General features: G+C 50.7%; 16 protein-coding genes. 12 read left to right on the forward strand and 4 right to left on the reverse strand.

The genetic code is table 11. From position 1 onward, the window contains the following. Positions 1-216: 216 nt before the first annotated feature. The 8 genes from BLA28_RS13025 (at position 217) to BLA28_RS13060 (ending at position 11638) form a co-directional block, all read left to right on the forward strand. Positions 217-1146 (forward strand): ABC transporter permease, encoded by a 930-nt coding sequence (locus BLA28_RS13025; protein WP_069159068.1) that lies wholly within the window; start codon positions 217-219, stop codon positions 1144-1146. Between the two features lie 10 nt (positions 1147-1156). Further along, positions 1157-2089 (forward strand): carbohydrate ABC transporter permease, encoded by a 933-nt coding sequence (locus BLA28_RS13030; protein ID WP_044972345.1) that lies wholly within the window; start codon positions 1157-1159, stop codon positions 2087-2089. A gap of 63 nt (positions 2090-2152) precedes the next feature. Then, on the forward strand, positions 2153-3790 hold the full coding sequence (locus BLA28_RS13035; protein ID WP_069159069.1) for an extracellular solute-binding protein: 1638 nt from the start codon (positions 2153-2155) through the stop codon (positions 3788-3790). A 171-nt stretch (positions 3791-3961) separates the two neighbouring features. After that, positions 3962-5251 carry an alpha-L-fucosidase gene (locus BLA28_RS13040; RefSeq protein ID WP_069159070.1) on the forward strand — a complete coding sequence of 430 codons (1290 nt, stop codon included), beginning with the start codon at positions 3962-3964 and terminating at the stop codon, positions 5249-5251. Next, positions 5244-6620: an alpha-L-fucosidase gene (locus BLA28_RS13045; protein WP_069159071.1), complete on the forward strand. Its 1377-nt coding sequence runs from the start codon at positions 5244-5246 to the stop codon at positions 6618-6620. Before BLA28_RS13040 ends, BLA28_RS13045 begins: the two co-directional genes overlap by 8 nt. A 15-nt stretch (positions 6621-6635) precedes the next feature. Then, positions 6636-7670, forward strand: coding sequence for a glycoside hydrolase family 18 protein (locus BLA28_RS13050; protein WP_069159072.1), 1035 nt, complete (start codon positions 6636-6638; stop codon positions 7668-7670). Between the two features lie 3 nt (positions 7671-7673). Next, the gene (locus BLA28_RS13055; protein ID WP_069159073.1) at positions 7674-10208 is read left to right on the forward strand and encodes a transglutaminase domain-containing protein; all 2535 of its coding nucleotides are present in this window, start codon (positions 7674-7676) and stop codon (positions 10206-10208) included. A gap of 11 nt (positions 10209-10219) precedes the next feature. Next, entirely contained in the window at positions 10220-11638 is a 1419-nt protein-coding gene (locus BLA28_RS13060; RefSeq protein WP_069159074.1) for a leucyl aminopeptidase family protein, read from the forward strand. A 119-nt stretch (positions 11639-11757) separates the two neighbouring features. On the opposite strand, the gene BLA28_RS13065 is transcribed toward BLA28_RS13060, so the two are convergent. Further along, the gene (locus BLA28_RS13065) at positions 11758-12795 is read right to left on the reverse strand and encodes a LacI family DNA-binding transcriptional regulator (protein WP_141702990.1); all 1038 of its coding nucleotides are present in this window, start codon (positions 12793-12795) and stop codon (positions 11758-11760) included. A 413-nt stretch (positions 12796-13208) separates the two neighbouring features. Here BLA28_RS13065 and BLA28_RS13070 point away from each other — a divergent pair, with 413 nt between their 5' ends. The 4 genes from BLA28_RS13070 to BLA28_RS13085 all read left to right on the forward strand — a co-directional run bounded on the left by BLA28_RS13070 (position 13209) and on the right by BLA28_RS13085 (position 18872). After that, positions 13209-15005: a hypothetical protein gene (locus BLA28_RS13070; protein ID WP_069159075.1), complete on the forward strand. Its 1797-nt coding sequence runs from the start codon at positions 13209-13211 to the stop codon at positions 15003-15005. A gap of 136 nt (positions 15006-15141) precedes the next feature. Then, positions 15142-16287 carry a peptide-methionine (R)-S-oxide reductase MsrB gene (gene msrB, locus BLA28_RS13075; protein ID WP_069159164.1) on the forward strand — a complete coding sequence of 382 codons (1146 nt, stop codon included), beginning with the start codon at positions 15142-15144 and terminating at the stop codon, positions 16285-16287. 85 nt (positions 16288-16372) lie between these two features. Next, on the forward strand, positions 16373-17152 hold the full coding sequence (locus BLA28_RS13080) for a response regulator transcription factor (RefSeq protein WP_069159076.1): 780 nt from the start codon (positions 16373-16375) through the stop codon (positions 17150-17152). Beyond that, the gene (locus BLA28_RS13085) at positions 17136-18872 is read left to right on the forward strand and encodes a cache domain-containing sensor histidine kinase (RefSeq protein WP_069159077.1); all 1737 of its coding nucleotides are present in this window, start codon (positions 17136-17138) and stop codon (positions 18870-18872) included. The genes BLA28_RS13080 and BLA28_RS13085 overlap by 17 nt, the downstream gene beginning before the upstream one ends. Before the next feature lie 7 nt (positions 18873-18879). Here BLA28_RS13085 and BLA28_RS13090 read toward each other — a convergent pair whose 3' ends face one another. The 3 genes from BLA28_RS13090 to BLA28_RS13100 all read right to left on the reverse strand — a co-directional run bounded on the left by BLA28_RS13090 (position 18880) and on the right by BLA28_RS13100 (position 22782). Beyond that, positions 18880-20070, reverse strand: a complete 1191-nt coding sequence (locus tag BLA28_RS13090; RefSeq protein ID WP_009250603.1) for an aminotransferase-like domain-containing protein — start codon at positions 20068-20070, stop codon at positions 18880-18882. An 11-nt stretch (positions 20071-20081) separates the two neighbouring features. Then, a complete protein-coding gene (gene pdxR, locus BLA28_RS13095) occupies positions 20082-21593 on the reverse strand; it encodes a MocR-like pyridoxine biosynthesis transcription factor PdxR (protein WP_069159078.1) in 1512 nt (503 codons plus the stop codon). Between the two features lie 298 nt (positions 21594-21891). After that, positions 21892-22782, reverse strand: coding sequence for an ROK family protein (locus BLA28_RS13100; protein ID WP_069159079.1), 891 nt, complete (start codon positions 22780-22782; stop codon positions 21892-21894). Between the last annotated feature and the right edge of the window lie 204 nt (positions 22783-22986).

Raw genomic sequence — 22986 nt, forward strand, 5'->3', positions numbered from 1 at the left:
ATAAGTTAAATGTATGTATTATTTTAATGACAAAAGCACTCGAAATGTTCAGGAATTAAAAGAGTATTTGTTCATAATGTATAAGCGAGATTTGAGAAGAAAATGTTCACTAATGTTCACTATTGCCTTGGTGAAATATGCTGCCGGATGTATGAAATGCAGCAGTATAAAATATATTGCGCAGGGCCGCAAAAGTAATTTCAGAAGGGAGAAAGTATGAAAACGAGAAAGGTGAGAAAGAAAGGATCCACAATGAGGGCGCTGAGGAGGGACATATCTCTCTGGCTGTTCTGTGTCCCGGGTGTTGTATTGACATTTATATTCAGTTACATACCTATGTATGGTGTCCAGCTGGCATTCCGGCGATACAATGCCAAGGCGGGTATATGGGGAAGCCCCTGGGTGGGGCTGTATTATTTTAAACGGTTCTTTGAATCCCCGTATTTTGCATCCACGATCAAAAATACACTGATACTGAGTCTGTACGGACTGGTCGTATCCTTTCCCATTCCGATTATCCTGGCCCTTCTGCTGAATTCCTTCCGGCATAAGAGATATCGGAAGGTCATCCAGACCGTTACTTATGCGCCGAACTTTATATCCACGGTGGTTATGTGCGGTATGATTATTCTTTTTCTTTCACCCTCTGTTGGTGTTATTAACAACATAGTGCGGTTTCTCGGAGGGGATCCCGTCAATTTCATGGCTAAAAAAGAGTACTGGCGCCATATTTACGTTTGGACCGGTGTCTGGCAGGGAATGGGATGGAATTCCGTTATTTATTTCGCGGCGCTTTCCGGTATCAGCCCGGAGCTGCATGAGGCGGCCAAGTGTGACGGAGCCACCAAATTCCAGCTCATCCGCCACATCGATCTTCCTTCCATCCTTCCCACGGCAACAATCCTGCTGATTATGAACTGCGGAAGTATTCTTTCCATCGGCTTTGAAAAGGCGTATCTGCTGCAGAACAACCTGAACCTGAATGTTTCGGAGATTATTTCTACATATGTTTATAAAGTGGGTCTTATCAATAATGATATGTCTTATTCCACTGCAATTGGTCTTTTCAATACATTGGTTAACCTGGTGATGCTGCTGATTGTAAATAAAACCGCGGACAAGCTTTCCGGCAACAGCCTGTGGTAGGAGGATGACGATGAATCAGAAAACAATGAAAAATAATAAAGGGAAAAAAATGAAACGCTGCAGGGAGGATATGATTTTTGACACAGTAGTCTTTATCCTTCTTACGGTAATCCTGATAGTGGTGGCATATCCTCTGTATTGGGTAATCATTTCCTCCATCAGTGATCCTGCCGCCGTGTCGGGCGGAAAGGTGCTCTGGAAACCCATAGGTTTTACGCTGAAGGGCTATGTGGAGGTGTTTAAAAACAACGCCGTTATGAAGGGCTTTCTGAACTCCATTATTTATACGGTGTGCGGGGTATGTATCAACCTGATCGTCACGCTGCCGACCGCTTATGCGCTTTCCAGGGACCGGTTCGGGGGAAAGAAAATAGTGACGTTATTTTATATGGTCACCATGTTTTTCGGAGGCGGGCTGATTCCCACCTATCTGGTAATCCGTAACCTGCACATGCTCAATACCATGTGGGCGCTGGTGCTTCCGGGGTGTCTGAGCGTGTATAACATGATTGTCGCAAGAACCTTTTTTAAATCCAATATATCGGAAGAATTATATGAAGCGGCGGAAATTGACGGATGTACACAGGGGCAGTTTTTCTTCCGGATAGCGCTTCCCCTGTCTGCGGCTATCACGGCTATCCTGGTGCTGTATTACGGTGTCGGTCACTGGAATGCCTATTTTTCCGCATTGGTTTATATTTCCGATTCAGAGAAATACCCGCTGCAGCTGGTACTGCGAAACATCCTGATCACCAATGAAACCGCACTGTCCCAGACGGCCACCACGGAAGCGGCCAGAGCGGCGCTCAGGGAAAAACAGGAGCTGATAGATGTTATGAAGTATTCACTGATCATCATCAGCAGTATTCCCGTCCTGCTTCTCTATCCGTTTATTCAGAAGCATTTTGTAAAGGGTGTCATGATCGGTTCCCTGAAGGGCTGAGGAAAAAAGATTATTTACCGGCAGTGTGCCGGATAAATATAGAAAAAAACAGGAGGTAAAAGAATGAAAAAGAGAATAGTTGCACTGCTGCTCACTGCGGCAATGTGTGCGGGTCTGCTGGCAGGCTGCGGCAAAAGCAGCGATACCGCGGCGACAGGGGGAGATGCTCCGGAGGAAGGAAGCGTACAGTCTGCCCAGACGGATGACAGCGGAAAAGTAAACGGCGTGTTATACAAGGAGGGTCTGCCTCTGGTGGATGAGGGAACTTACAGTTTTTCCATATTCTGCGATGATTCCAGCGACACCGGTGAGTTTTATATGCTCAACGAGTTTAAGAAGCAAACAAATGTGGATGTGGATCTGCGGATTTTCCCTTATGAAACAGCTACGGAGAGACTGAACCTGGATCTGAATTCCGGAGACTATGCAGATGTAATCGGCGGCTGGACACTGAGCGACAGCATGATTCTTACATATGGAGTAAACCAGGGCGTGTTCATTCCGCTGGAGGATTACTTTGCCGAGTACTGCCCCAAGATCACGGAAATACTGGATCTTCCGGGAGTGCGGGAGGAAATGACGGCTCCTGACGGTCACATTTATGCAATCCCTTATGTATGTGATGACACGATGGTCGGTTATTCTCCGTACATCAATACGAAGTGGCTTGAAAACGTAGGCATGGATATGCCAACAACCACAGAGGAATTTGAGGCGGTTCTCAAGGCCTTTAAAGAACAGGATGCCAATGGAAACGGGGATCCCAATGATGAAATTCCTTTTTCCACAGACCCGAATAATAAGCATATTGAAGCGATGGCGGGATGGTTCGGCCTCCCCATGGATAAATATGGCGTAGGAATCAAGGACTCTGAGGTAGTATATGCCGGAGCGAGCAGTACCTACCGGGAGCTGTTAAGCTGGCTTAACGGGATGTATAAACAGGGGCTCATTGACCTGGAAATTTTCACACAGGACAGCGCTACCTGGGAAGGCAAAGGAAACAGGGATTTGTATGGTGTTTCCATCGCTTATGAAAGCAATGAATTTTCCGGTCATGTAAGAGGCACGGAGAGGGACGAATATGATATCCTTCCTGTTCTCAATACCGATAACGGCGGCAGATGGCTGCGTGATACCAACGGCTTCAGCGTATACAGGACGCAGGCAGTGGTTACGGATAATGCCAAGAACCCCGAAGTGATCTGCCGGTGGTTTGACAACGCCTTTGAGCTGGAAAACGGTATCGGCTGCAACAGGGGACCTGTAGGCACGCTGGTATTTAAAGAGGATGACGGCTATCACGCAATCGATAACAAGACGCTTCCTGAGGATGAGCAGGAAAAACTCAGCTGGGGCAATCTGTGGCCGCAGTCCCTTCCTAAATATATGCCTTCCGGATTTAAGTATATTGAAGACAATCCGCTGTATGATGAGAAGAAAGCGCTGGAAGCGGCTTATGAGCCTTATCTGACAAAAGAAATCGTACCTTCCTTCTGGATACCGCTCGATAAGATTGACCGTTATTCAGATATAGCAACCGCAATAAAGGATTATTTCAATCAGCAGCAGGCCATGTTTGTATCCGGTGAGCTGAATATTAATGACGATGCCCAGTGGAAGAGCTATGTGGACGGACTCTATGCACTCGGTCTGGAGGACTGGCTGGAGGTTCGCGGAGTTGACAAGATAGCGGATTAAGGACGAATAAGTAAGCTGTACTGTGATCAGAGAGAAAAGGCATATTACCGTAAAAAGTAATATGTCCTTTTCCATGCAGCTGTCCCGCTGCTGCTGCCGGAAATAGATGCGGGCGCGTCCGTCCGGCTTGCTGTCTGCGGGGAAAATAAGAAATCCGGAGGAAATCAGATTATGATGCAGGAATGGTTCAGAAAGGCCAAGCTGGGTATTTTTATCCATTACGGAATTTATGCGGTGGGAGATGTGTCCGAATCCTGGTCCTTTCATAACGGAAATATCTCTTATGAGGATTACATGAAGCAATGCGAAGGCTTTACCGCCTCAAAATATGATCCCGCCGCATGGGCGGAGCTGTTTAAAAAAGCGGGCGCGCAGTATGTGGTCATGACCGCCAAGCACCATGACGGGGTGGCGCTTTTTGATACACAGTACAGTGACCTGAGTGTGGTAAAGAAAACACCGGCGGGAAGGGATCTGATCAGGGAATATATGGACGCCATGAGTGAGGCGGGGCTGAAAACAGGCATTTATTTTTCCCTGATTGACTGGTCGGATCCCCGGTACCGGAGCATTTATCCTGAGGGGATGAAAAGAGAAGACTGCCTGAAGGATATTTACGGTTCCCCGGCGGGCGGGGAAGAGGATTATGAGGCCTGGGAAGAATTCCTGCAGTTTAACAGACACCAGCTTGCGGAGCTGATGACCGGCTATAAAACCGTGGATCTCCTCTGGTTTGACGGCGACTGGGAACGCAGCGCCGCGCAGTGGAAGATGCCGGAGTTTCGGGAGTATCTCCATTCCCTGAATCCCAACGTGGTTTTAAATTCCAGGATGCAGGGATATGGGGACTATGAAACGCCTGAGCAGGGCATTCCCATCTATGGGCCTGAGGGAGAATGGGAATTCTGTACCACCATAAATGACTCCTGGGGATACCGGCCCAGCGATAATGACTATAAAACGAGCGGGCAGATCATACGAATGTTCTGCGACTGTATCACGCTGGGAGGCAGGCTCCTGCTGGATGTGGGGCCAAAAGAGGATGGTACGCTGGATGGGCGCCAGGAAAAAGTGCTGCTTGATCTGGGAAGCTGGATTCATGATCATGAAGAAGCGGTATACGGAACGGGAAAGGGCCTGAGCTACCATCAGTTTCTGGGCGGAAGCACCATTTCCGAGGATCAGGAGACCCTGTATCTGATTGTATATGACAAGCCCCTTGAGGCAGTATGCGTAAAGGGACTGAAAACACCTGTAAAGAGGGTGACGGTTCTGCACAGTTTAGAAGAGCTGGACTTTACCTATACCGGAGCCCTGCCCTGGAGCGGTATTCCCGGTACCCTGTGGATTTGGGCGCAGAATATGCAGCTGCATCCTTTTGCAACCGTACTGAAGGTAGAGCTGGAGGGAAAAATAACCTATAATCTGGGACATGGAGAGGCGGTAACGAACAATGACTGAAAAAGAAATTACGGAAGAAGTGGTTGAAGAGGGCGTACACAATTACAGCGCCGCGGATGCCTATGTATGGCCGGCGGATCCGAAGGTCCGGCAGAAGCTGGAGTGGTTCCAGGATCAGAAGCTGGCACTGATGATGCACTGGGGGCCATATTCCCAGCTGGGTATTGTGGAATCCTGGGCTCTGTCGGACGCCGATGCGGAATGGTCAAGAAAGGGAATTGACTGGGAAGCGAGCGGAAAGGAATTTAAGGAACAGTACTTCGGGCTGAACAGGACTTTCAATCCCATCCGCTTTGATCCTGAAAGATGGGCGGATTTGGCGGAGGAAGCAGGCATACGCTATCTTCTTTTTACGACCAAGCACCATGACGGCTTCTGTATGTGGGACAGCAGGTATTCGGACTACAAAATCACGGCGGAGGACTGCCCGTTCCATACCCATAAGTATGCGGATATCTGCGGGCATTTATTTGAAGCCTTCCGTAAAAGAGGAATCGGAATCGGAGCCTATTTTTCCAAGGCCGACTGGCATGTGGACAGCTATTGGAAAAAGGGCTGCGCGAGGGGTGACTATATGTGGCGGGGCCCCTCTTATGACCCTGCGGCGCGTCCCGAGGAATGGGAATGTTTTGTGACGTTTACGCAGAATCAGATCAAAGAACTGGCAGCCAGGTACGGAAAACTGGATATCATGTGGTTTGACGCGGGATGGGTGTGTCCTCAGTCCGGCCAGGATATACGTCTGGGTGAGGTGATAGATGAAATACGTAGCTGGCAGCCGGGAATGCTCTGCGCGGACAGGACGGTGGGCGGGCCTTACGAGAATTATATTACGCCGGAGCAGTGTGTGCCCGACCAGCCTCTGGGTGTGCCGTGGGAGAGCTGTATCACGCTGGGAACCTCTTTTTCCTTCGCCTATGAGGATACCTATAAAAAGCCGAGGGAAGTGATCCTGCTGCTGATTGATATCGTGGCAAAGGGCGGGAACCTGGCCATTAACGTAGGGCCGCAGCCTGACGGCAGGCTGCCTGCGGGAGCGGTGGAATCCCTGAAGGGGATGGGCAGATGGCTGAAGCTTTACGGAGATGCCATTTACGGCACGAGGGTGTGCGCTCCCTATAAGAAGGGAAATATTGCTTTTACCCAAAAGGACGGGAAGGTTTATGCGCTGGAACTGTTCCCGGAGGAAAGTTCGCCGGTTCCGGAGGAGGTTTTTCTTCCATGGGAAGGGGAAGTAAAGAAGGTGAGTCTTCTGGACTGTGGGAAAGAGGTTCCTTTTACCGCAGGGGAAGGAGGCATCCTTGTAAAAATGCCTTCCTTCGAGGAAGAGACGGCGCCGATAGCAAGAGTATACGTACTGCATAGGTAAGAGGGAGAAATGTCAATGAATAAAGTAATCGGATATGTGGGACCCCGGGATTTGGGAGGAATGAGGAATGCGGACATCCGCTGTCTGGATGTCATTAATATCGCGTTCGGACAGGTGGAGGATTCCCGGATGGTATGGGATGGAAGCGGAGCAAAGGAAGCACTGGCGCAAATCCGCGGGGTAAATCCCGGAATAAAAATATTGCTTTCCGTAGGCGGCTGGGGAGCCGACGGATTTTCCCAGGGATCCCGGACTGCACAGAACAGGGAAAAAATGGCGCAGAGTGCGGCAGAGCTGGTAAAGGAATACGGACTGGACGGCATTGATATTGACTGGGAATATCCGTGCAGCTCCCTGGCGGGGATTGCTTCGGATCCGGGGGATAAAGAGAATTTTACGCTGCTGCTGAAGGCCGTCAGGGAATGTCTTGACGAAGCCGGAGACGGGTATATGCTTACCATCGCGGCCGGCGGGGACGCCTATTTTACGGCTCAGACGGACATGAAGGAAGCGGTGCGGTATCTGGATTATGTGCAGCTCATGGCCTATGACCTGCAGGGCGGTTTCCAGAAAGCGACCGGGCACCATGCGGCCCTCTATTTCGGCAGCAGGAACATGTCGGATGCCTGTGCGGACAAAGCGGTGAGGCTGTTCATGGAAGCGGGGGTGCCTGCGGCAAAAATAGTGCTTGGCATTCCTTTTTACTCCAGAAAATGGGAGGATGTGAAGGGCGGCGGAACAGGACTGGGACAGGAAGCGCTCACGGTGGGAGGCTATGGCCCGGACTACGGAGAACTGGAGGCCTCCTATATCGGTAAAAACGGCTTCCGCCGCTATTGGGATGAAGAAGCGAAGGCTCCCTATCTGTTTGACGGCAAAACATTCATCAGCTATGAAGATCCGATGTCCATAACAGAAAAAGTGGCCTACTGCAGAGAAAAGGGATTGTACGGGATCATGTATTGGGAATATAAATGTGACTCTGCCGGTGTGCTGACATGCTTTATTCGGGAAAAAATGGACGGACAGGCGGAAGAAAGGCGGAAATAGGAAATGGTTTCAGCGCGTTTTCAGGATTATGCCCGGAAGAAATATGCGGAAAGAGAAGTTTTTCTCGCGCCCCTTCGGGAGGAGTTGGAGAATGGCTTTTCCGGCTGTACCGGCGATGAGGCGGTCTGTATGAAATTCCTATATGGCACCATGCCGCTGCGTGACGCCGGGGAATATGCATTTTCCGCATTTCTCGGTTTTGTGCGGCATGCGTTGTGGCTTCGGGAAAATGTGGAATGGTGCAAAAGCCTGCCGGAGGACATTTTTGCCGATTATGTCCTTTCCTATCGGATAAACAATGAAGATATCACTGACTGCAGAGCCTTTTTTTATTCTCAGCTCAGGGAGCGGATTGACGGTCTGGAGCCGGAGGAGGCGGTAAAGGAAATTAATTACTGGTGTGCGGAAAATGCGGCATATGAGGCCTCCGATGAAAGGACAGCTTCTCCCATGACGGTCTACCGCTGCGGAAAAGGACGATGCGGGGAGGAATCGGTGTTTGCGGTTACGGCATACCGCAGCGCAGGCATACCGGCAAGGCAGATCTATACACCCAGATGGTCCCATTGTGATGACAATCATGCCTGGGTGGAGGTATATATCCGCGGCTCATGGTATTTCCTTGGCGCATGTGAACCCGAGGAGGTGCTCAATAAAGGATGGTTTGCAGCACCGGCCAGCCGGGCCATACTGATTCACAGCCGGGCCTTCAGTGATTTCAGCACAGATGGACAGCAGGAGAGCCTGGGGAGGGACGGGGCGGCGGTGTATTACAACAATACGCCGGCTTACGCCAGAACCTGCCGTCTTGGCATTACCGTTGAGGACGAACAGGGCCGGCCCTGTGAAAAAGCGGGTGTGGCGGTGGAAATCCTGAATATGGCGGAATATTATCCCGCCGCCGTGCTCGCTGCGGACGGGCAGGGAAGAGCGGAAATCACAGTCGGTATGGGAACCGTCAGAGTAAGAGCGTGGAAGGATGACCGGTTTGCCGAAGCGCTGGCGGTTCTGCCGGAGGAAAAGGAAATAAGGCTGGTGCCGGAATTTTCGGCTGAAGAAAAAGAGTGGGCGGCGGATATATGGGAGCAGGAAGAATGGACGCCCCCTCAGGAGTATCCCATGCATCCCGGAAAGCAGTCTGAGGAACAGAAGCGGAGAAGGGAACGGCGGTTTGCCGAAGCCGGCGCAAAAAGAGAGAGCCGTTTTTCGTCTTATTATGAGGAAGAAAAGGCCGCGGAATATCCGCAGGAGGCTTTTATGCTGCGGGCTGCGGGAGAAAACTTCGGGGAATTATATGAATTTCTTGTCCGGGACGGTTCGGCGGACAGAAGGCGTATGCTGCATTCTCTTTCGGCGAAGGATTACAAGGATCTGAAGAAAGAGGTTCTGGAGGATCATCTGCTTTGTGAAAGAGGGGACTGGCCTGAGGATATTTATGTAAAATATCTCCTCTGTCCGAGAATCGGCAGGGAGGAACTCACGGCATGGCGCAGTTTTATCAGAGCCTATTTTACAGAGGAAGAAAAAAGGGAATTCCGCCGGGATCCTGAACGGATATACCGATACATACAGGAAAATATCCGTTATGCCCCGGAACAGGAGTATGCGGCGCTTTGTGCGACTCCGGCAGGGTGCCTGAAGCTGAAATACGGCAGCCCCGAGTCACAGAACATCCTGTTTGCAGCCATATGCCGCAGCCTGGGGATTCCGGCAAGGCTGAACCGTGTTACCGGGAAGCCGGAGTATTGGAGAGGGGATTCGTTCAGAATACCTGAGGAAGCCGGGGATGAAAACACGAAGGGCAGAGCGGCGCTTGTGCTTTTGGCGGAGGACGGAGACAGCTGGAATTATTTCCGCAGCTGGACCCTGGGCAGGCTGGAAGGAACAGGCTTTCGTACCCTGGATTATTCCGGCTGCATGCCGGAAAATAATTCGCTGTACCTGGCACTGGAAAAAGGTATTTACAGACTGATCACTGTCCGCCGAAGGCCTGACGGAAGCCAGAGTGTTCTCAGGAGGACGTTCGCACTGGAGACGGGAGAGACGAAACGGATTAGGCTGAAATGCCCGGAAGAAAAGAACGGGGATCGGAACGAGAAAATTCCGCTGCAGGATTTTGCTTTAAGGGATGCGGACGGGAACGCACACATGCTTTCCGCGCTGACGAAGGAGGAAGCGGCAGTACTGGCCTTTCTGGGGACGGGAGAAGAACCGACGGAGCATGTGCTCAATGAACTGCTGGACTGCGCATCCCGCTGGAACGAAAGAGGGCACAGGCTGCTTGCGGTTCTGCGCAGCCCGGAAGAACTGGAAAACAGAACACTTCGGAAGGTGCTGGACAACGTATCAGGCATTCAGGTATATGCTGCCGACAGGGAAGATATGGAAAGAACAGCGGAAAGCATGGGTGTGGACAGCGAGAAGCTTCCGGTGCTGGTCATTGTGGGGAATGGACCAGCCGGAATTTATGCCTGTGCCGGCTATCACGTGGGAAGTGTGGAACTCATGCTCGGGATAACCGGGCAGTACGAGAAATAAAGGAGCCGGAAATGATATCCGTAGTAAAAAAGAAAAATGAAATATATTCTGTGGATTTTGTATGGGAAAAGGATGCCCATATCCGCAGCTTCAAAATGGGGCTTGAGAAGGTTTTCCGTGGAGAATACCTGGAAAGCTTGCTGGTACCTCTCAGCAGCCAGGCCGTATTGCTGGCAGGCTGCGGTAAAGAGGAAGAATTGGGGCTTCTTCAGGTTAAGGAGATTTTGGCTGCGGTTTCCAAACGGTGCAAGGAACTGCATATCAGGGAAATTTCCCTGGATCCCGGATGTTTTGTGGAAAAACTGGGAGAAAAGGCAATTACGGCCGTGGTATTAGGGCTGGGACTTGGCGGCTATTCTTACGAATACAGCAAGACAGAGAAACAGGAATCCGCGGACTGTAATTTCCAGCTGGAAATTACGGAGGGCTTCGAAGACAGTCTTCAGGAAGGGCTGGAACTCTTAAAAGGTGTCTGTTTTGCCAGGGACATGGTTAATACGCCGGGCAACCATCTGCGGCCCATGGATTTTGCCCGGAAAATCACGGACTATGTCAGTGACTGCGGTGTGGAAACGGAAATGCTTGTATATGGGCAGCTGAGAGCTCTTCATATGGAGGCTCTTTATGGTGTGGGAGGCAGCAGCGAATATCCGCCCTGCCTGCTGATCCTGCGTTATAAGGGAGATCCCGGGAGCAAGGAAATTTATGGGCTGATCGGGAAGGGAATCACCTGTGATACGGGAGGCTATTGCTTAAAGGAAAGCTCCTCCATGGCGGGAATCAAAGGGGATATGGCGGGAGCCGCCGCAGTGACGGCCGCGGTTCATGCGGCTGCGGCCAGAAAGCTTAAGGTGAATATTACGGCCTGCCTACCGCTGAGTGAAAACCGGATATCCCAGTCCGCGCTTCTTCCCGGAGATGTCATAACGGGTTATTCCGGCAAGACAATAGAGGTGCTCAATACGGATGCGGAGGGGCGGCTTGTGCTGTCGGATGCGGTCAGCTACGGGATACGTAAGGAAGGCATTACCAAAGTGCTGGATATTGCCACCTTGACAGGCGCGGTGGGGCAGATGCTGGGAAATACCATCGGCGGAACCATGTCGGATGACGATTCTTTTTATCAGCTGTTCGAGCGTGCCCAGTCCTGGTCAGCGGAACGTTATCTGCGGCTTCCCTATGGCAAAGAACACGAAAAGATGATCGACAGCGATGTGGCGGATGTAAAAAATGTGGGAGGAGGATGCTGCGGAACGATTACGGCAGGACTGTTCATCCGCAGATTCTGTGAGGGGAAACCCTGGATTCACATGGATATTGCAGGAACGGCGTGGTGCGGGACTCCCACCTATGCGTTTGAAAGCAAGGGGGCAACCGGTGCGGGCGTGACAACGCTGTACTATCTGATGAAAGAGGCGCAGGCAGACTGAAGCACAGTGGTGCCCGCGGCCCGGCGGCAGAAATGCATAGAAAGCCTCATAACAGAAAAATACATAAGGATGCATATGGGAAATGCCGGGCTGAATGCCCGGCATTTCCTGTGTCACGCTTATTTCGCACTGCCTGTTGAAGAACGGAAAATGGTCTGGGTGGAAATATAAATAATTTCAGAACGTGTGTCTGGGTGTTCAATACGGTATAAAATCTGCAGGGCGAGACGCAGCCCGATATCCTGATTGAATACCTGCACGGTAGTCAGATCCTCCGCCAGAGGGCTTTCCATATTTCCGTCAAACCCGGATACGGCAACGTCTTCCGGTATTTTCAGCCCGCGCTTTAACAGAAGCTGCATCAGAAGGCAGGCCACATAATCGCTGACACAGACAAAGGCATCCGGCATGCTGGGAAGCGTATTGAGAAACGCATCGATTTCCTCCTTATACGTATCGGTTCCGATGGAACCGGTAAGAGAAAGCTCCGGAGACGGTGAAAGGCCATAACGCTCCAGCGTTTTGGAAAAACCCTCATACCGTTCGTAATTGGACTGCGCATAATTGATATCGCCGATGAATCCGATTTTTTTACGTCCCTGCTTCAGCAGATGCTCCGTGATTTCCGAAATGCTGATGCTGCTTTCCATTAAAATAAGATCACCATTCAGTGACGAGGGAGGGATGGAAGTGGCGGTATCCAGAAAAACCTTGGGGACAGGAGCCTCTGACAAAAGGCGGATTAACTGATAGTTATATACATTCAGGACAATAATTCCATGAGTATTTCCGTTTACAAGGGAAGCCGGCAGAGTATAATCCTCATCGATGGAAGAAGGAAGATAAGTATAAACCAGATTGACATTGTGGAATGAAAGCTCCTTTGCGATCTGGTGGATAATGTTCATCCAGAAAATGGAGGATTCCGGCCGGCAGACAGCAACCGCAATATTGACCGGAGGCGCAGCAGTCGTTTGGGAAGGGAGAAGAGGAGCGCATTCCGGAAATTCGTATCCCATTTCCTGCGCCGTTGTCAGAATTTTCCTGCGCAGGTTATCGGAAACACCTTTCTGACCGCTGAATACCTTCCAGACAGTGGTTCGTGAAATGCCGAGGGAACTGGCAATATCCTGCAGTGTGACCTTTTTCATTATCATACCAATCTGCGCGCTGCGCTGCGCGCCATAACAGGGAAAAGAACGGAAGCCGGACACGCGTAATTACGGCTCCCGCAGGTGGGAAAAAACGAGCATACAAAAGGCTTTTCGGGCCTGTTCCAATTATATTATTATATCATTACAGGACATATTTTTTCAATGAAATGTTTGGTATAGGGGACTGTTACTTTTCAAAAATATCCTGTCAGATCCGTCTGTTTCATAAAATCCTGAAGAGTGCCGGCTCTGGCGGCTTCCTTTCGCACGGACAGGTTTTCTCCTATACATGCAGACTGTTTTGCAGTAAAATGAAAGTGCAATCAGAAGTCCTTCGATTCAGCAACAAAAAATATTCTACAATGACAGATACAGATTTAGGAAGGGAAAATGGTTAGAAAGGAAGAGAAAATCATATGAAAAGAAAGACACTGTTCGTACTTTGTCTGCTTTCCGCCCTGGTGATGGCGGGCTGTTCGCGGAAGAATACGGAATCGGCTGTCCCGGACTCTGTTACAGAAGAGAATGGCGGGGAAACCGGTAATGTATCACAGGGAGGCGAAACGGAGGAGGTGTCCGGTGAGCTTACATTCCGTGGGGAAAAGCTGTCCGGGGAGGATGCCGTTTTATTTTCTGAGATTAAGGAAGCGGCAGGGGCTGAAGTCCTGCTGTTCGACTGTGCCGATTATGATGGTGACGGGAACAGGGAGGCGTTTGCCTTTGCGGGTGTGAATAATGACGGCATTCTGGAAGGGCAGAGGTGGTTTGCGGGGGCTGAGGGAGCCGTCCCTTTAAAGAACGGCGGGGAAGCGGCGGAATATCTGCAGGATAAGAGTGCCGTGGTGGAAACACCGGAAAATACCGCCTTTTGGTATACGGAATCAGACGGAGGCAGCGCCTCATCTTCCCTGCTGTGGGGTGTTTCGGACAAGGTTCCTTATGAAAGCGTCCTTTCCGGAAAAGGAGAAGCCTTTACGGTGATGGAGGACGGCACCTATATACTGTACCAAAGCAGCACGGATGCCCGCGAGGATGGAACGGGGCGTACGGTAAAGCCCTGTTATTTTTATTATGAAAACGGCAGCTTTCATGAATATGGGGCGATGGCCGTGGGACAGGACAGCTTCCTGGGCCTGCCCGGCGCGGCGGAATGCTTCGCGCCTTACGAAGCGGATGGCTATTGGGTCAGGGATATACGCATTCGTGGAAACGGTCTTGTACAGCTGAACCTGAGAAAAGAAGACCGGAATGTAAATGTGACCTGTGCATGGAAGGATGGTAAGCTTTCAAAAGAAGAAGAAAATGATGGCATTGCCGGGCTTTTGGTGGGAGAACTGGCTTCGTCGGAGTGGCATGGACCCGAAGGAGCGCTGCAGCAGCTGTGGGAGAACCGGCGTGCTGCAGAGGAAGCGGATGGTACTGCCATCAATATAGAACCGGCGCAGGCGGCCTGGTATGACCTGGACGGAGACGGAGTCCCGGAAGAGATCCGGTACACAGTGAGGACAGGGGAAGACATGTATGGAGCGGATGGTATGGAAGTCAGCATCAATGGAAAGACTGTCTGGGAGACAGATCAGACGGTTTCCATCGGTTATCAGCTGCTGGTGGTTGATCTTGACAGAAATGACGGGAAAAAGGAACTGGCAGTATATGGGTTGGAAGACAGCGGAAGCTTTTCCATGCTGAAATTTTTTGCCGCGGAGGACGGAAAGCTTAAGGAACTGGGAGATCTGAGAGAGGTTTCGATTCTGGGCGGGCTGGGGAATCTGTACCGGATTGGGGTATTCGATTTTGACAGCGGCAGAATGATGCGGCTTCCCGGTGACGGCAGCATAGAGATCTGGGCGGATACGCCTGTGTTCGCCGAGGGGCTTGGCTCTTATTATGTGAAGCTGGATTTTGTGTTTGGTGGTTCGGGAATAGCGCAGACAGAGCGGCAGGAATATGACATGAAGGTTCCCCTGACAGGGGGAGAGCCTTATCTTTATACCGCACAGCAGCCCATACCTTTTTACAGCACCCGGGAAGAATGTCTGTCGGGAGAACCCTCTTTTTTTGCAGCTCCGGGAGAACAGCTGAACTGTGCAGCGCTTACACCCGCTGCGGAAAATCAGATTTATGTAAAAATGAGACGGACAGGTACCGGAGAGGAAGGCTGGACGGTATTATCTGATACTCAGGTGTTTGCGGAAACGCCGGGCTGGGGCTGAGAATCTGTAACAGGCTGAATCATTGTTATTCCTCGTAATTCTCCATGATCATAAGAAATCAAAGAAAATGAGAAACGGATTCCATTACCTTTTCTGTAAAAACGGGGTAGAATCAGGGCATGAAAGGAGGAATAACATGAACAAATATAAAATGACAGGGAGCGTTCTGCTGGCCGCCGTCCTTGTTTCCGGCCTGCTGGCGGGATGTGCCGCTGCCTCGGGGAATACAACAGGAATGGAAGGAGAGGAAGAGAATATGTCAGTGAATACGGAAAATAAGATGACGGATGAAGAAAACCTGCACACCATATATTTGGCAGGCGGCTGTTTCTGGGGAGTAGAAGCTTATATGAAGAAGCTTCCCGGCGTCAAAGACACGGAAGTGGGATATGCCAACGGAAACACGGAAAATCCGTCCTATGAGGAGGTATGCTATAACAATACCGGTCATGCGGAAACGGTAAAGGTGGTTTATGATACACAGCTCATCACCACACAGCAGCTGCTGGACGGCTTCTTCAAGGTGGTGGATCCCACCAGTGTCAATAAACAGGGGAATGATCGGGGAAGCCAGTATCGTTCCGGTATCTACTATGTGGACGAGGAAGACCGGGATATCGCGGAAAAGGTGCTGGCAGAGCAGGAGAAAAGGAATGATGTTCCTGTAGTTACCGAGCTTCTGCCCTTATCCAATTTCTATCCGGCAGAAGAATACCATCAGGATTACCTGGACAAGAACCCGGGCGGTTACTGTCACATCAATCTGAACAGTGCGGACGAATTTATTAAGGAAGAAGGATTGGGGGCGGAGGATCTGTCGGGCCTGATCAGGCCGGAAGACTATACGGTGCCCGAGGATGAGGAATTAAGGGAAAGCCTTACGGATATCCAGTATGCGGTCACACAGCTGAATGAGACGGAACGGCCCTTTATGAATGAATATGATGAGGAATTCCGTAAAGGTATTTATGTGGATATCGTTACGGGAGAACCGCTTTTCAGTTCGGAGGATAAGTTTGATTCCGGCTGCGGCTGGCCCAGCTTTTCCAAATCCATTGTTCCTGAGGTGGTGAATGAAAAGGAGGATACCAGCCACAACATGAACCGTACGGAGGTGCGCAGCCGAGTGGGTGACAGCCATTTGGGCCATGTTTTCAACGACGGGCCTGCGGAATCGGGCGGCCTGCGTTATTGCATCAACAGTGCTTCCATCCGCTTTATCCCTTATGAAAATATGGAAGAGGAAGGCTACGGCTTCCTGCTCTCAATCTTTGATGAGTAAAAATTCCTTCAGGGATCTGTGTGTCCAGCCCGCAGGTCCCTGAAATATGTGGCTGAAGGATTAAAACAGGGGGAGGGATCGGCTTATGTATAATCTTCTGGTGGTGGATGACGAAAGTATTATCCGCAGAGGAATCAGGGAGCTTGTGGATTTTGAAAGCCTGGGTATCGGCGGATGCTTTGAGGCGGAAGACGGGGAAAAGGCGCTTGCGGTCATGAAGGAGCATCCGATTGACCTGATTCTGGCCGATATCAACATGCCCGTAATGAGCGGCCTGGAGTTCTGCCGGAGGGCAAAAGAGCTTGATGCCGGTGTGAAAATAGCCATACTTACCGGGTATGATTACCTGGACTATGCGATCCGCGCCATTAAGATCGGGGTGGATGATTATGCCCTGAAGCCGCTTTCGAAGGACGATATACAAAAGCTGCTCTCCAGGCTTGCGGAAAAGAAAAGGGAAACCGACAGCTTCACCGCTGTACGGCAGGCGGTGGATAATCTGACGATGGAAGCCGGCTCGGACGGAAAGGGCGGCCTTCGCGGCCAGATTTCGGAAGCATTGGAAAAGCATCTGTCCGATACCGGTTTTTCCCTCAGTATGCTGGCGGAGGAATTGGGATACAGTGTGAGTTATTTAAGCACTTTGTTTAAAAAATATTTTGGTGGGAATTTCAGAGACTATCTTCTGGACGTGAGGCTGGAACGAGCCAAAATCCTTCTTTTGTCCACGGAAATGAAAAACTATGAGGTTGCCGCGGCGGTGGGAATCGAGGATCCGAACTATTTCAGCGTGTGTTTCCGGCGTAAGTATAAAACAACCCCAAGGGAGTTCAGAACGGAGGCGGGACGTGGAAAACAGATGTAGGATCCGAAACTGGCTCCGCAGGTTCGGCGTGCAGATTTCTTTTTTTTATCTGGGCCTGGGGCTGGCGATAATACTGATTCTGAGCGGGACCATTTATTTCTTTACAGCCAGTCTGCTGATGAATGAGATGGTTTCCAAAACCCATGATCTTCTGGAACTGAGCGGTAATAACATTGCTACCTATATTGCCAGAGTGAAGGGGGAATCGGATGTTTTTGCCAACAGCCCGGTCCTGCGGCAGTATCTGGAGGAAAACGATGAGAGCCTCCGTCCCGCGCTGATGTCGGACATTGAACAGCTGCTTAAAAATGATGACTGCAAGAAATCCATCGTGGTGGTTTCCAAGGACGGACGTATCCTTTCCAATGAGGAAAATCTGGATATGTCGGTTTCGGAAGATATGATGAAGGAAGACTGGTACATGGAATCCATCCATAACACGATGCCCGTTCTTACCGGAGCGAGGATGCAGAGCTTTTCCCCGGATAAAGACAACTGGGTGATTTCGGTGAGCACGGAGATCACGGACAGCGCTGGTGAGAATCTGGGCGTCCTTCTGATGGATATGGAATATGGGGTGGTTGAAGAACATCTGCGCAGCCTGGACGTAGGCAGAGAGGGCTATGTCTTTCTGGTAAATGACAGGGGGGAGCTGGTGTATCATAAGGATACCGGATTTTTTACTTCTCCTGAAAAAAAGGAGCAGCTGCTGACACTGCTTGCAGAGGGGGATCGTTACGATAAAAAGAAAAATCTTCTTGTTTATCAGACGGAAATAGAAAATACCGGCTGGATATTGGTCGGCGTGGTGTCTCTGGATACTCTGAAAATGCTGGAACAGCAGCTTCTTGAGGTGGTGCTTTTTGTGGGAGCACTGCTTTTCGGCGCGGTGATCCTGCTGGGGATCCTGTTTACCCGCCGTCTGGCAGTTCCCATGGCTGATCTGGAAAAGGGGATGGGGGAAATCGAAAAACTGGCCGAAATCAGTGTGCGTAAGCATAGCTTTCAGGAAGCGGAGATTTTGGCTGAAAATTATAATAAAATGATTTTCCGCATCCGGGGGCTGATGAAGGAAATCGCACAGAAAGAGGAAACACTTCACCAGGCGCAGCTGAATGCCCTTGTGAGCCAAATCAATCCCCATTTTCTTTACAATACCCTGGATACCATTGTCTGGATGGCGGAATTTAACGACAGCGCGAAGGTTATCGCCCTCACCAAGTCCCTTGCGGCTTTTTTCCGGCTGTCCCTGAATGGGGGAAGGGAGCTGGTTACGGCTGCCGATGAGCTGGAACATGTACGTCAGTATCTCTATATCCAGAAGGAGAGGTACGGGGATAAGCTCAGCTATGAAATCCGGGTTCCGGAGGAGTTTCTGGACTATACCGTGCCAAAAATCATCCTTCAGCCCATTGTGGAAAACAGTATTTATCATGGTATCAAGCCAATGGAGGGATTGGGCAGGATTCTGGTGACGGCGCGGGAGGAAGGAGAATATCTGATATTCATAGTGGAAGATAACGGAGCGGGCTTTAACCCCGCGTCGCCAAAGGATGGCAGGTGTGTCCGGAAAGGAAGCGTGGGGCTTAAAAATGTGGAGGAACGCCTGAAGCTTTATTATGGGCAGGACTGCGGCATATCGATTGTTTCCTCTCCGGGCGCGGGCTGTACGGTGAAGCTTATGCTCAAAAAGCATGTGGTGCACAGGGAAACGGAATAGCTATGTGCTATTGAAAACCGGCCTGCTTCAGTACATGGCCGATGCGGGCAAGCCCTTCTTCGATCTTTTCTTCCGGTGTGTTGGAAAAATTAATGCGGAGGGTATTGAGCCTGCATTTGTTGGGGAAAAAGGAATAGCCCGGTACAAAGGCTACATTTTCCGCAATACAGCGTTCAAGAAGCTCTGTGGTATTTATCGCTTCATTCAGTTCCACCCAGAGGAAAAGTCCGCCTTCGGGCCTGGTGAATACGGTGTCGGAAGGAAAATACCGGGTTATGGCTTCGATGGCTGTATCGCGGCGTCTGCGGTATACTTCCCTTATTTTATCGATGTGGGCATCAATATCATATTGCTCCAGATAGGCGGAGATTACGATCTGTGCGATGGTGTTGCACTGCAGATCGGCTCCCTGCTTTACCAGCACATATTTGCGGATCACCTCCGCATCCCCTGCAATCCAGCCGATACGGTAGCCGGGGCAGAATATTTTGGAGAAGGTTCCGGTACATATCACGCTTCCCGAGCGGTCGAAGGACTTGACGGAGGGTAAGAAGTCCCCCTCATACCGCAGTTCTCCGTAAGGATTATCCTCGATAACGGCGACACGGTATTTTGCGGACAGCTCGGCAGCCTGCTTCCGCCGCTCCAGGCTCCAGGTTTTCCCTGTGGGATTTTGAAAATTGGGTATGATATAGATCAGTTTGGCGGCGGGGTATTCCTTCAGCGCTTTTTCCAGGCTTGCGGGTATCATTCCCTCATCGTCGGTATCGATTTCGACAAAACGGCAGCCATAAGCCTTGAACGCACTTATTGCGGCCAGATACGTGGGGCTTTCACACAGAACCACGTCGCCCTCATCCAGGAACACCTTCCCGGAAAGATCAAGGGCCTGCTGGGAACCGTGGGTTATCATAATGTTCTCATCACAGAAGGAAGTGCCAAGCTGTGTATTCATGCGTTCTGCGATCCATTTGCGCAGCGGCTGCCAGCCTTCCGTTGTGGTGTATTGAAGCGCCTGTTCACCGCAGCGGTCCAGGACATAATTGTTGACAGCCCTTATTTCTTCGATGGGGAAAAGCTCAGGGGCGGGCAGGCCGCCGGCAAAGGAAATAACCTCCGGCTTTTCCGTCAGCTTCAGCAGCTCCCTGATTTCCGACGCTTTTATTTCAGACATTCTTCTCGCATATTTATATTCCATGTTAATGCTCCTTATAAGATAGGGTTGATTTCATTTTCAGCGGGCCATGCCGCTTCTTTTGACAGACGTAATAATTCCCTGATGGCTTCACATAACAGCCTGATTCCTTCGGAAATCCTGTTTTTCGCAGGAAAGGTGTAATTCAGCCGGACGTGGGCTTCACCCTTCCGGGTTACGAGATAGGAGGGCATTCCCGGCAGGATGGCAACGCCTCCGGCTGCGGCTTTCTGGGCAAGCGCCTCTGCGGAAACGCCTTCCGGGAGAGTGCACCACAGATAATAGCCTCCGGCTGGAATATTCCAGGACAGGCCGGGAGGGGCATATCTGTCCAGCGCCTCCGCCATGATATCCCTTCTTTCCTTATATTCCCTGCGGATCAGGGTGAGATAGTCGGCCATTCCGCCGCTGACGATAAAACGCTCCACGACCTGCTGGGAAATGCAGTTGGAATGCAGGTCGGCTAGCTGGCGGATATTGCAGAGCTGGTGTATCAGTTTTTTGCCCGTGCAGATCCAGCCGAGACGAAGTCCGGGGGAAATGGTTTTGGAGAAGGTGGAAAGATACATGACATATCCGTTTTTGTCCATGGATTTCAGGGGGGAGAGCGGCTGTCCCTCAAAGTACAGCTCTCCGTAAGGATCATCCTCCAATACCGGAATTCCATATTTATTTACCAGCTCCAACAGCCGGATACGTTTGGCAAGGCTCATGCAGATGCCGGTGGGATTATGGTAGGCAGGCATTGTATAAATGAATTTGGGCCGGTACCGGGACAAAAGCTGCTCAAGGATTTCCATATCCATCCCGTCATTTTCCATGGGAACCGCCATGATTTTGGCCCCGGCGGCCCGGAAGCTCTGTATGGCGGGAAAGAAGGAGGGTTCCTCAATCAGGATGAGATCGCCCGGATTGATAAAGGCTCTGGTGATGAGATCTATCCCCTGCTGGGAACCCGACAGCACCATGATTTCCGAGGGCTGGCAGAAGCAGGAACGCTTCTGCATATAAGTGCTGATCACCTTGCGCAGAGAGGAAAAACCCGCCACAGGTGAAACCAGCAGTTCCTTCTGCCTGGATAACAGCTCCGCTTCTATTCCTTCAAAGGCCTGTGTGGGCAGGTTTTCAAAAGAGGCAATACCTGCCGCAAAAGAGATAACATCCTTCTGATTGGCTATTTCCAGATATTTATTTACATCGAAGGGCTCATGGTTTTTCAGGTAGTCGCTGTACAGGAATTCCCAGATGGGCTCTTTCTGATAAAGTGTTTTGACGGGATATTCACCGGCGGTGCTGACAGCCACGGTACCGCGTCCCACATGGGAGGCCATCAGTCCGTCCGCCTTCAGTTCCTTATAAGCATTCAGCACGGTAGTCCGGTTTACGCCAAGAGCGTCCGCCAGCTGGCGTTCCGAAGGAAACTGAAAACCGTGGGGGATTTCGCCGGATGTGATCTGGGCCTGTATCTGCTCCACGATTTGTTTGTACAGCGGTATTTTTTTCGTCTTGTCAACCTGAATTTTCATAGCAGCTCCGATCTGTGCACGTTATTTCGTAATGAAAACAAGAAGATAAAAAGTGATCTTCTGTTTTTGAATTGGTTCGAACCAATATCAGTATGCATGTAAAATTATTGGATTTCAACATCCAATTTGGATTATATTTATACATCCAATTTATTCTTGGAGATAGAAGCAGAGGGAGTTGAAGAAAAGCGTATATGACACAGAAGCGAATTTTTTTGATTTTATAAAAAGAAAGGATGGCTGATCACAACCATCCTTTCCCTATTTTTTGGAAGAGAAGACTAATAAAAAAACATCATCACGTATCCGCACCTGTTTCATAAAACGGCTTAACAGCACCGAACAGTGCGGCATCATTAGCGAGCCGGGCAGGAACGATTTCTGCCAGCTGCCGATACTGGGGAGGAAGCTGTCGGTTTGTCTGTTTTTCCAGGAGCGGAATCAGGATGTCACTTTGCTTTGATATGCCGCCTCCGATTACCACCCTGTCAGGATCCAGCATCAGGATATTATTAGCCAGGACGCGCCCCAACTTCGCGGTCCAGTCCTCCAGAAGCTGCAGGCAGCAGGGATCATTGTCCCGGATACGCTGGATAAAGGAAAAGCCGTCAAGCTGGGAGCCGGTGAGCGCCGATGCCCTTCTGAGGATTCCGAGGGTGGAATAATCGATTTCAAGGTATTCTTCGGAGGAGGAATAATCACTGTAGCCAATTTCCCCGCTTTGAAAATGGCTGCCAGGATAAGGTCTGCCGTCCAGAATCAGGGCGCTGCCGATACCGGTACCGAGGGTGATGCACAGCAGGACACGGCTGCCCCGGCCGCTGCCCAGCCAGTACTCCCCCAAAGCGGCGGCCGTGCCGTCATTCATAATGGATACCTTGAGAGACGGATTGCGCTGCCGGAGGAATCCGGGAATATCCACACCCTTTAAATAGGGCAGATTTTCCACACCGCCCATACACAGCCCGTCCGAATGGATAAAACCCGGACAGGACAAGCCCACGTTTACAGCGCCGCAGGCAAAGCCCTCATCGATGACAGGCAGCAGCTGTTGGTAGAATTCATCCAGATTTTTAAGGCCGGAGGTGGAAAAGGAATTTTTCCCCGTGAGCCGGCCATCGGCCGTTACATAAGCATATTTGGCGGAGGTTCCGCCGATATCAATGGATAGTGAAAGGTTATTCTGCATATAAATCTCCTTACCTGTTTTTATTTAAATGAACTCAAACTTGGCACATGCCCCCGCCCCCTGCGTCCCGTTCCTTCGGGGCTGCTGTCCGGTTCGGATTCCCATCCTTCCCGCTGCCGGCTAAGCAGGGTTTCCTGTAAGGGGCGTATAAACTCGCCGGTCCTTAGGCCGCGTACTTTGCGGCCTTAGTACCGCTGCGTGTTT

Source organism: Eisenbergiella tayi, assembly GCF_001881565.1.
Lineage (GTDB): Bacteria > Bacillota > Clostridia > Lachnospirales > Lachnospiraceae > Eisenbergiella > Eisenbergiella tayi.

Bases quoted from the DNA above. Each gene is read 5' to 3' on its own strand.
- BLA28_RS13025 (WP_069159068.1), top strand. From the start codon at position 217: ATGAAAACGAGAAAGGTGAGAAAGAAAGGATCCACAATGAGGGCGCTG.
- BLA28_RS13030 (WP_044972345.1), top strand. From the start codon at position 1,157: ATGAATCAGAAAACAATGAAAAATAATAAAGGGAAAAAAATGAAACGC.
- BLA28_RS13035 (WP_069159069.1), top strand. From the start codon at position 2,153: ATGAAAAAGAGAATAGTTGCACTGCTGCTCACTGCGGCAATGTGTGCG.
- BLA28_RS13040 (WP_069159070.1), top strand. From the start codon at position 3,962: ATGATGCAGGAATGGTTCAGAAAGGCCAAGCTGGGTATTTTTATCCAT.
- BLA28_RS13045 (WP_069159071.1), top strand. From the start codon at position 5,244: ATGACTGAAAAAGAAATTACGGAAGAAGTGGTTGAAGAGGGCGTACAC.
- BLA28_RS13050 (WP_069159072.1), top strand. From the start codon at position 6,636: ATGAATAAAGTAATCGGATATGTGGGACCCCGGGATTTGGGAGGAATG.
- BLA28_RS13055 (WP_069159073.1), top strand. From the start codon at position 7,674: ATGGTTTCAGCGCGTTTTCAGGATTATGCCCGGAAGAAATATGCGGAA.
- BLA28_RS13060 (WP_069159074.1), top strand. From the start codon at position 10,220: ATGATATCCGTAGTAAAAAAGAAAAATGAAATATATTCTGTGGATTTT.
- BLA28_RS13065 (WP_141702990.1), bottom strand. From the start codon at position 12,795: ATGATAATGAAAAAGGTCACACTGCAGGATATTGCCAGTTCCCTCGGC.
- BLA28_RS13070 (WP_069159075.1), top strand. From the start codon at position 13,209: ATGAAAAGAAAGACACTGTTCGTACTTTGTCTGCTTTCCGCCCTGGTG.
- msrB (WP_069159164.1), top strand. From the start codon at position 15,142: ATGAACAAATATAAAATGACAGGGAGCGTTCTGCTGGCCGCCGTCCTT.
- BLA28_RS13080 (WP_069159076.1), top strand. From the start codon at position 16,373: ATGTATAATCTTCTGGTGGTGGATGACGAAAGTATTATCCGCAGAGGA.
- BLA28_RS13090 (WP_009250603.1), bottom strand. From the start codon at position 20,070: ATGGAATATAAATATGCGAGAAGAATGTCTGAAATAAAAGCGTCGGAA.
- pdxR (WP_069159078.1), bottom strand. From the start codon at position 21,593: ATGAAAATTCAGGTTGACAAGACGAAAAAAATACCGCTGTACAAACAA.
- BLA28_RS13100 (WP_069159079.1), bottom strand. From the start codon at position 22,782: ATGCAGAATAACCTTTCACTATCCATTGATATCGGCGGAACCTCCGCC.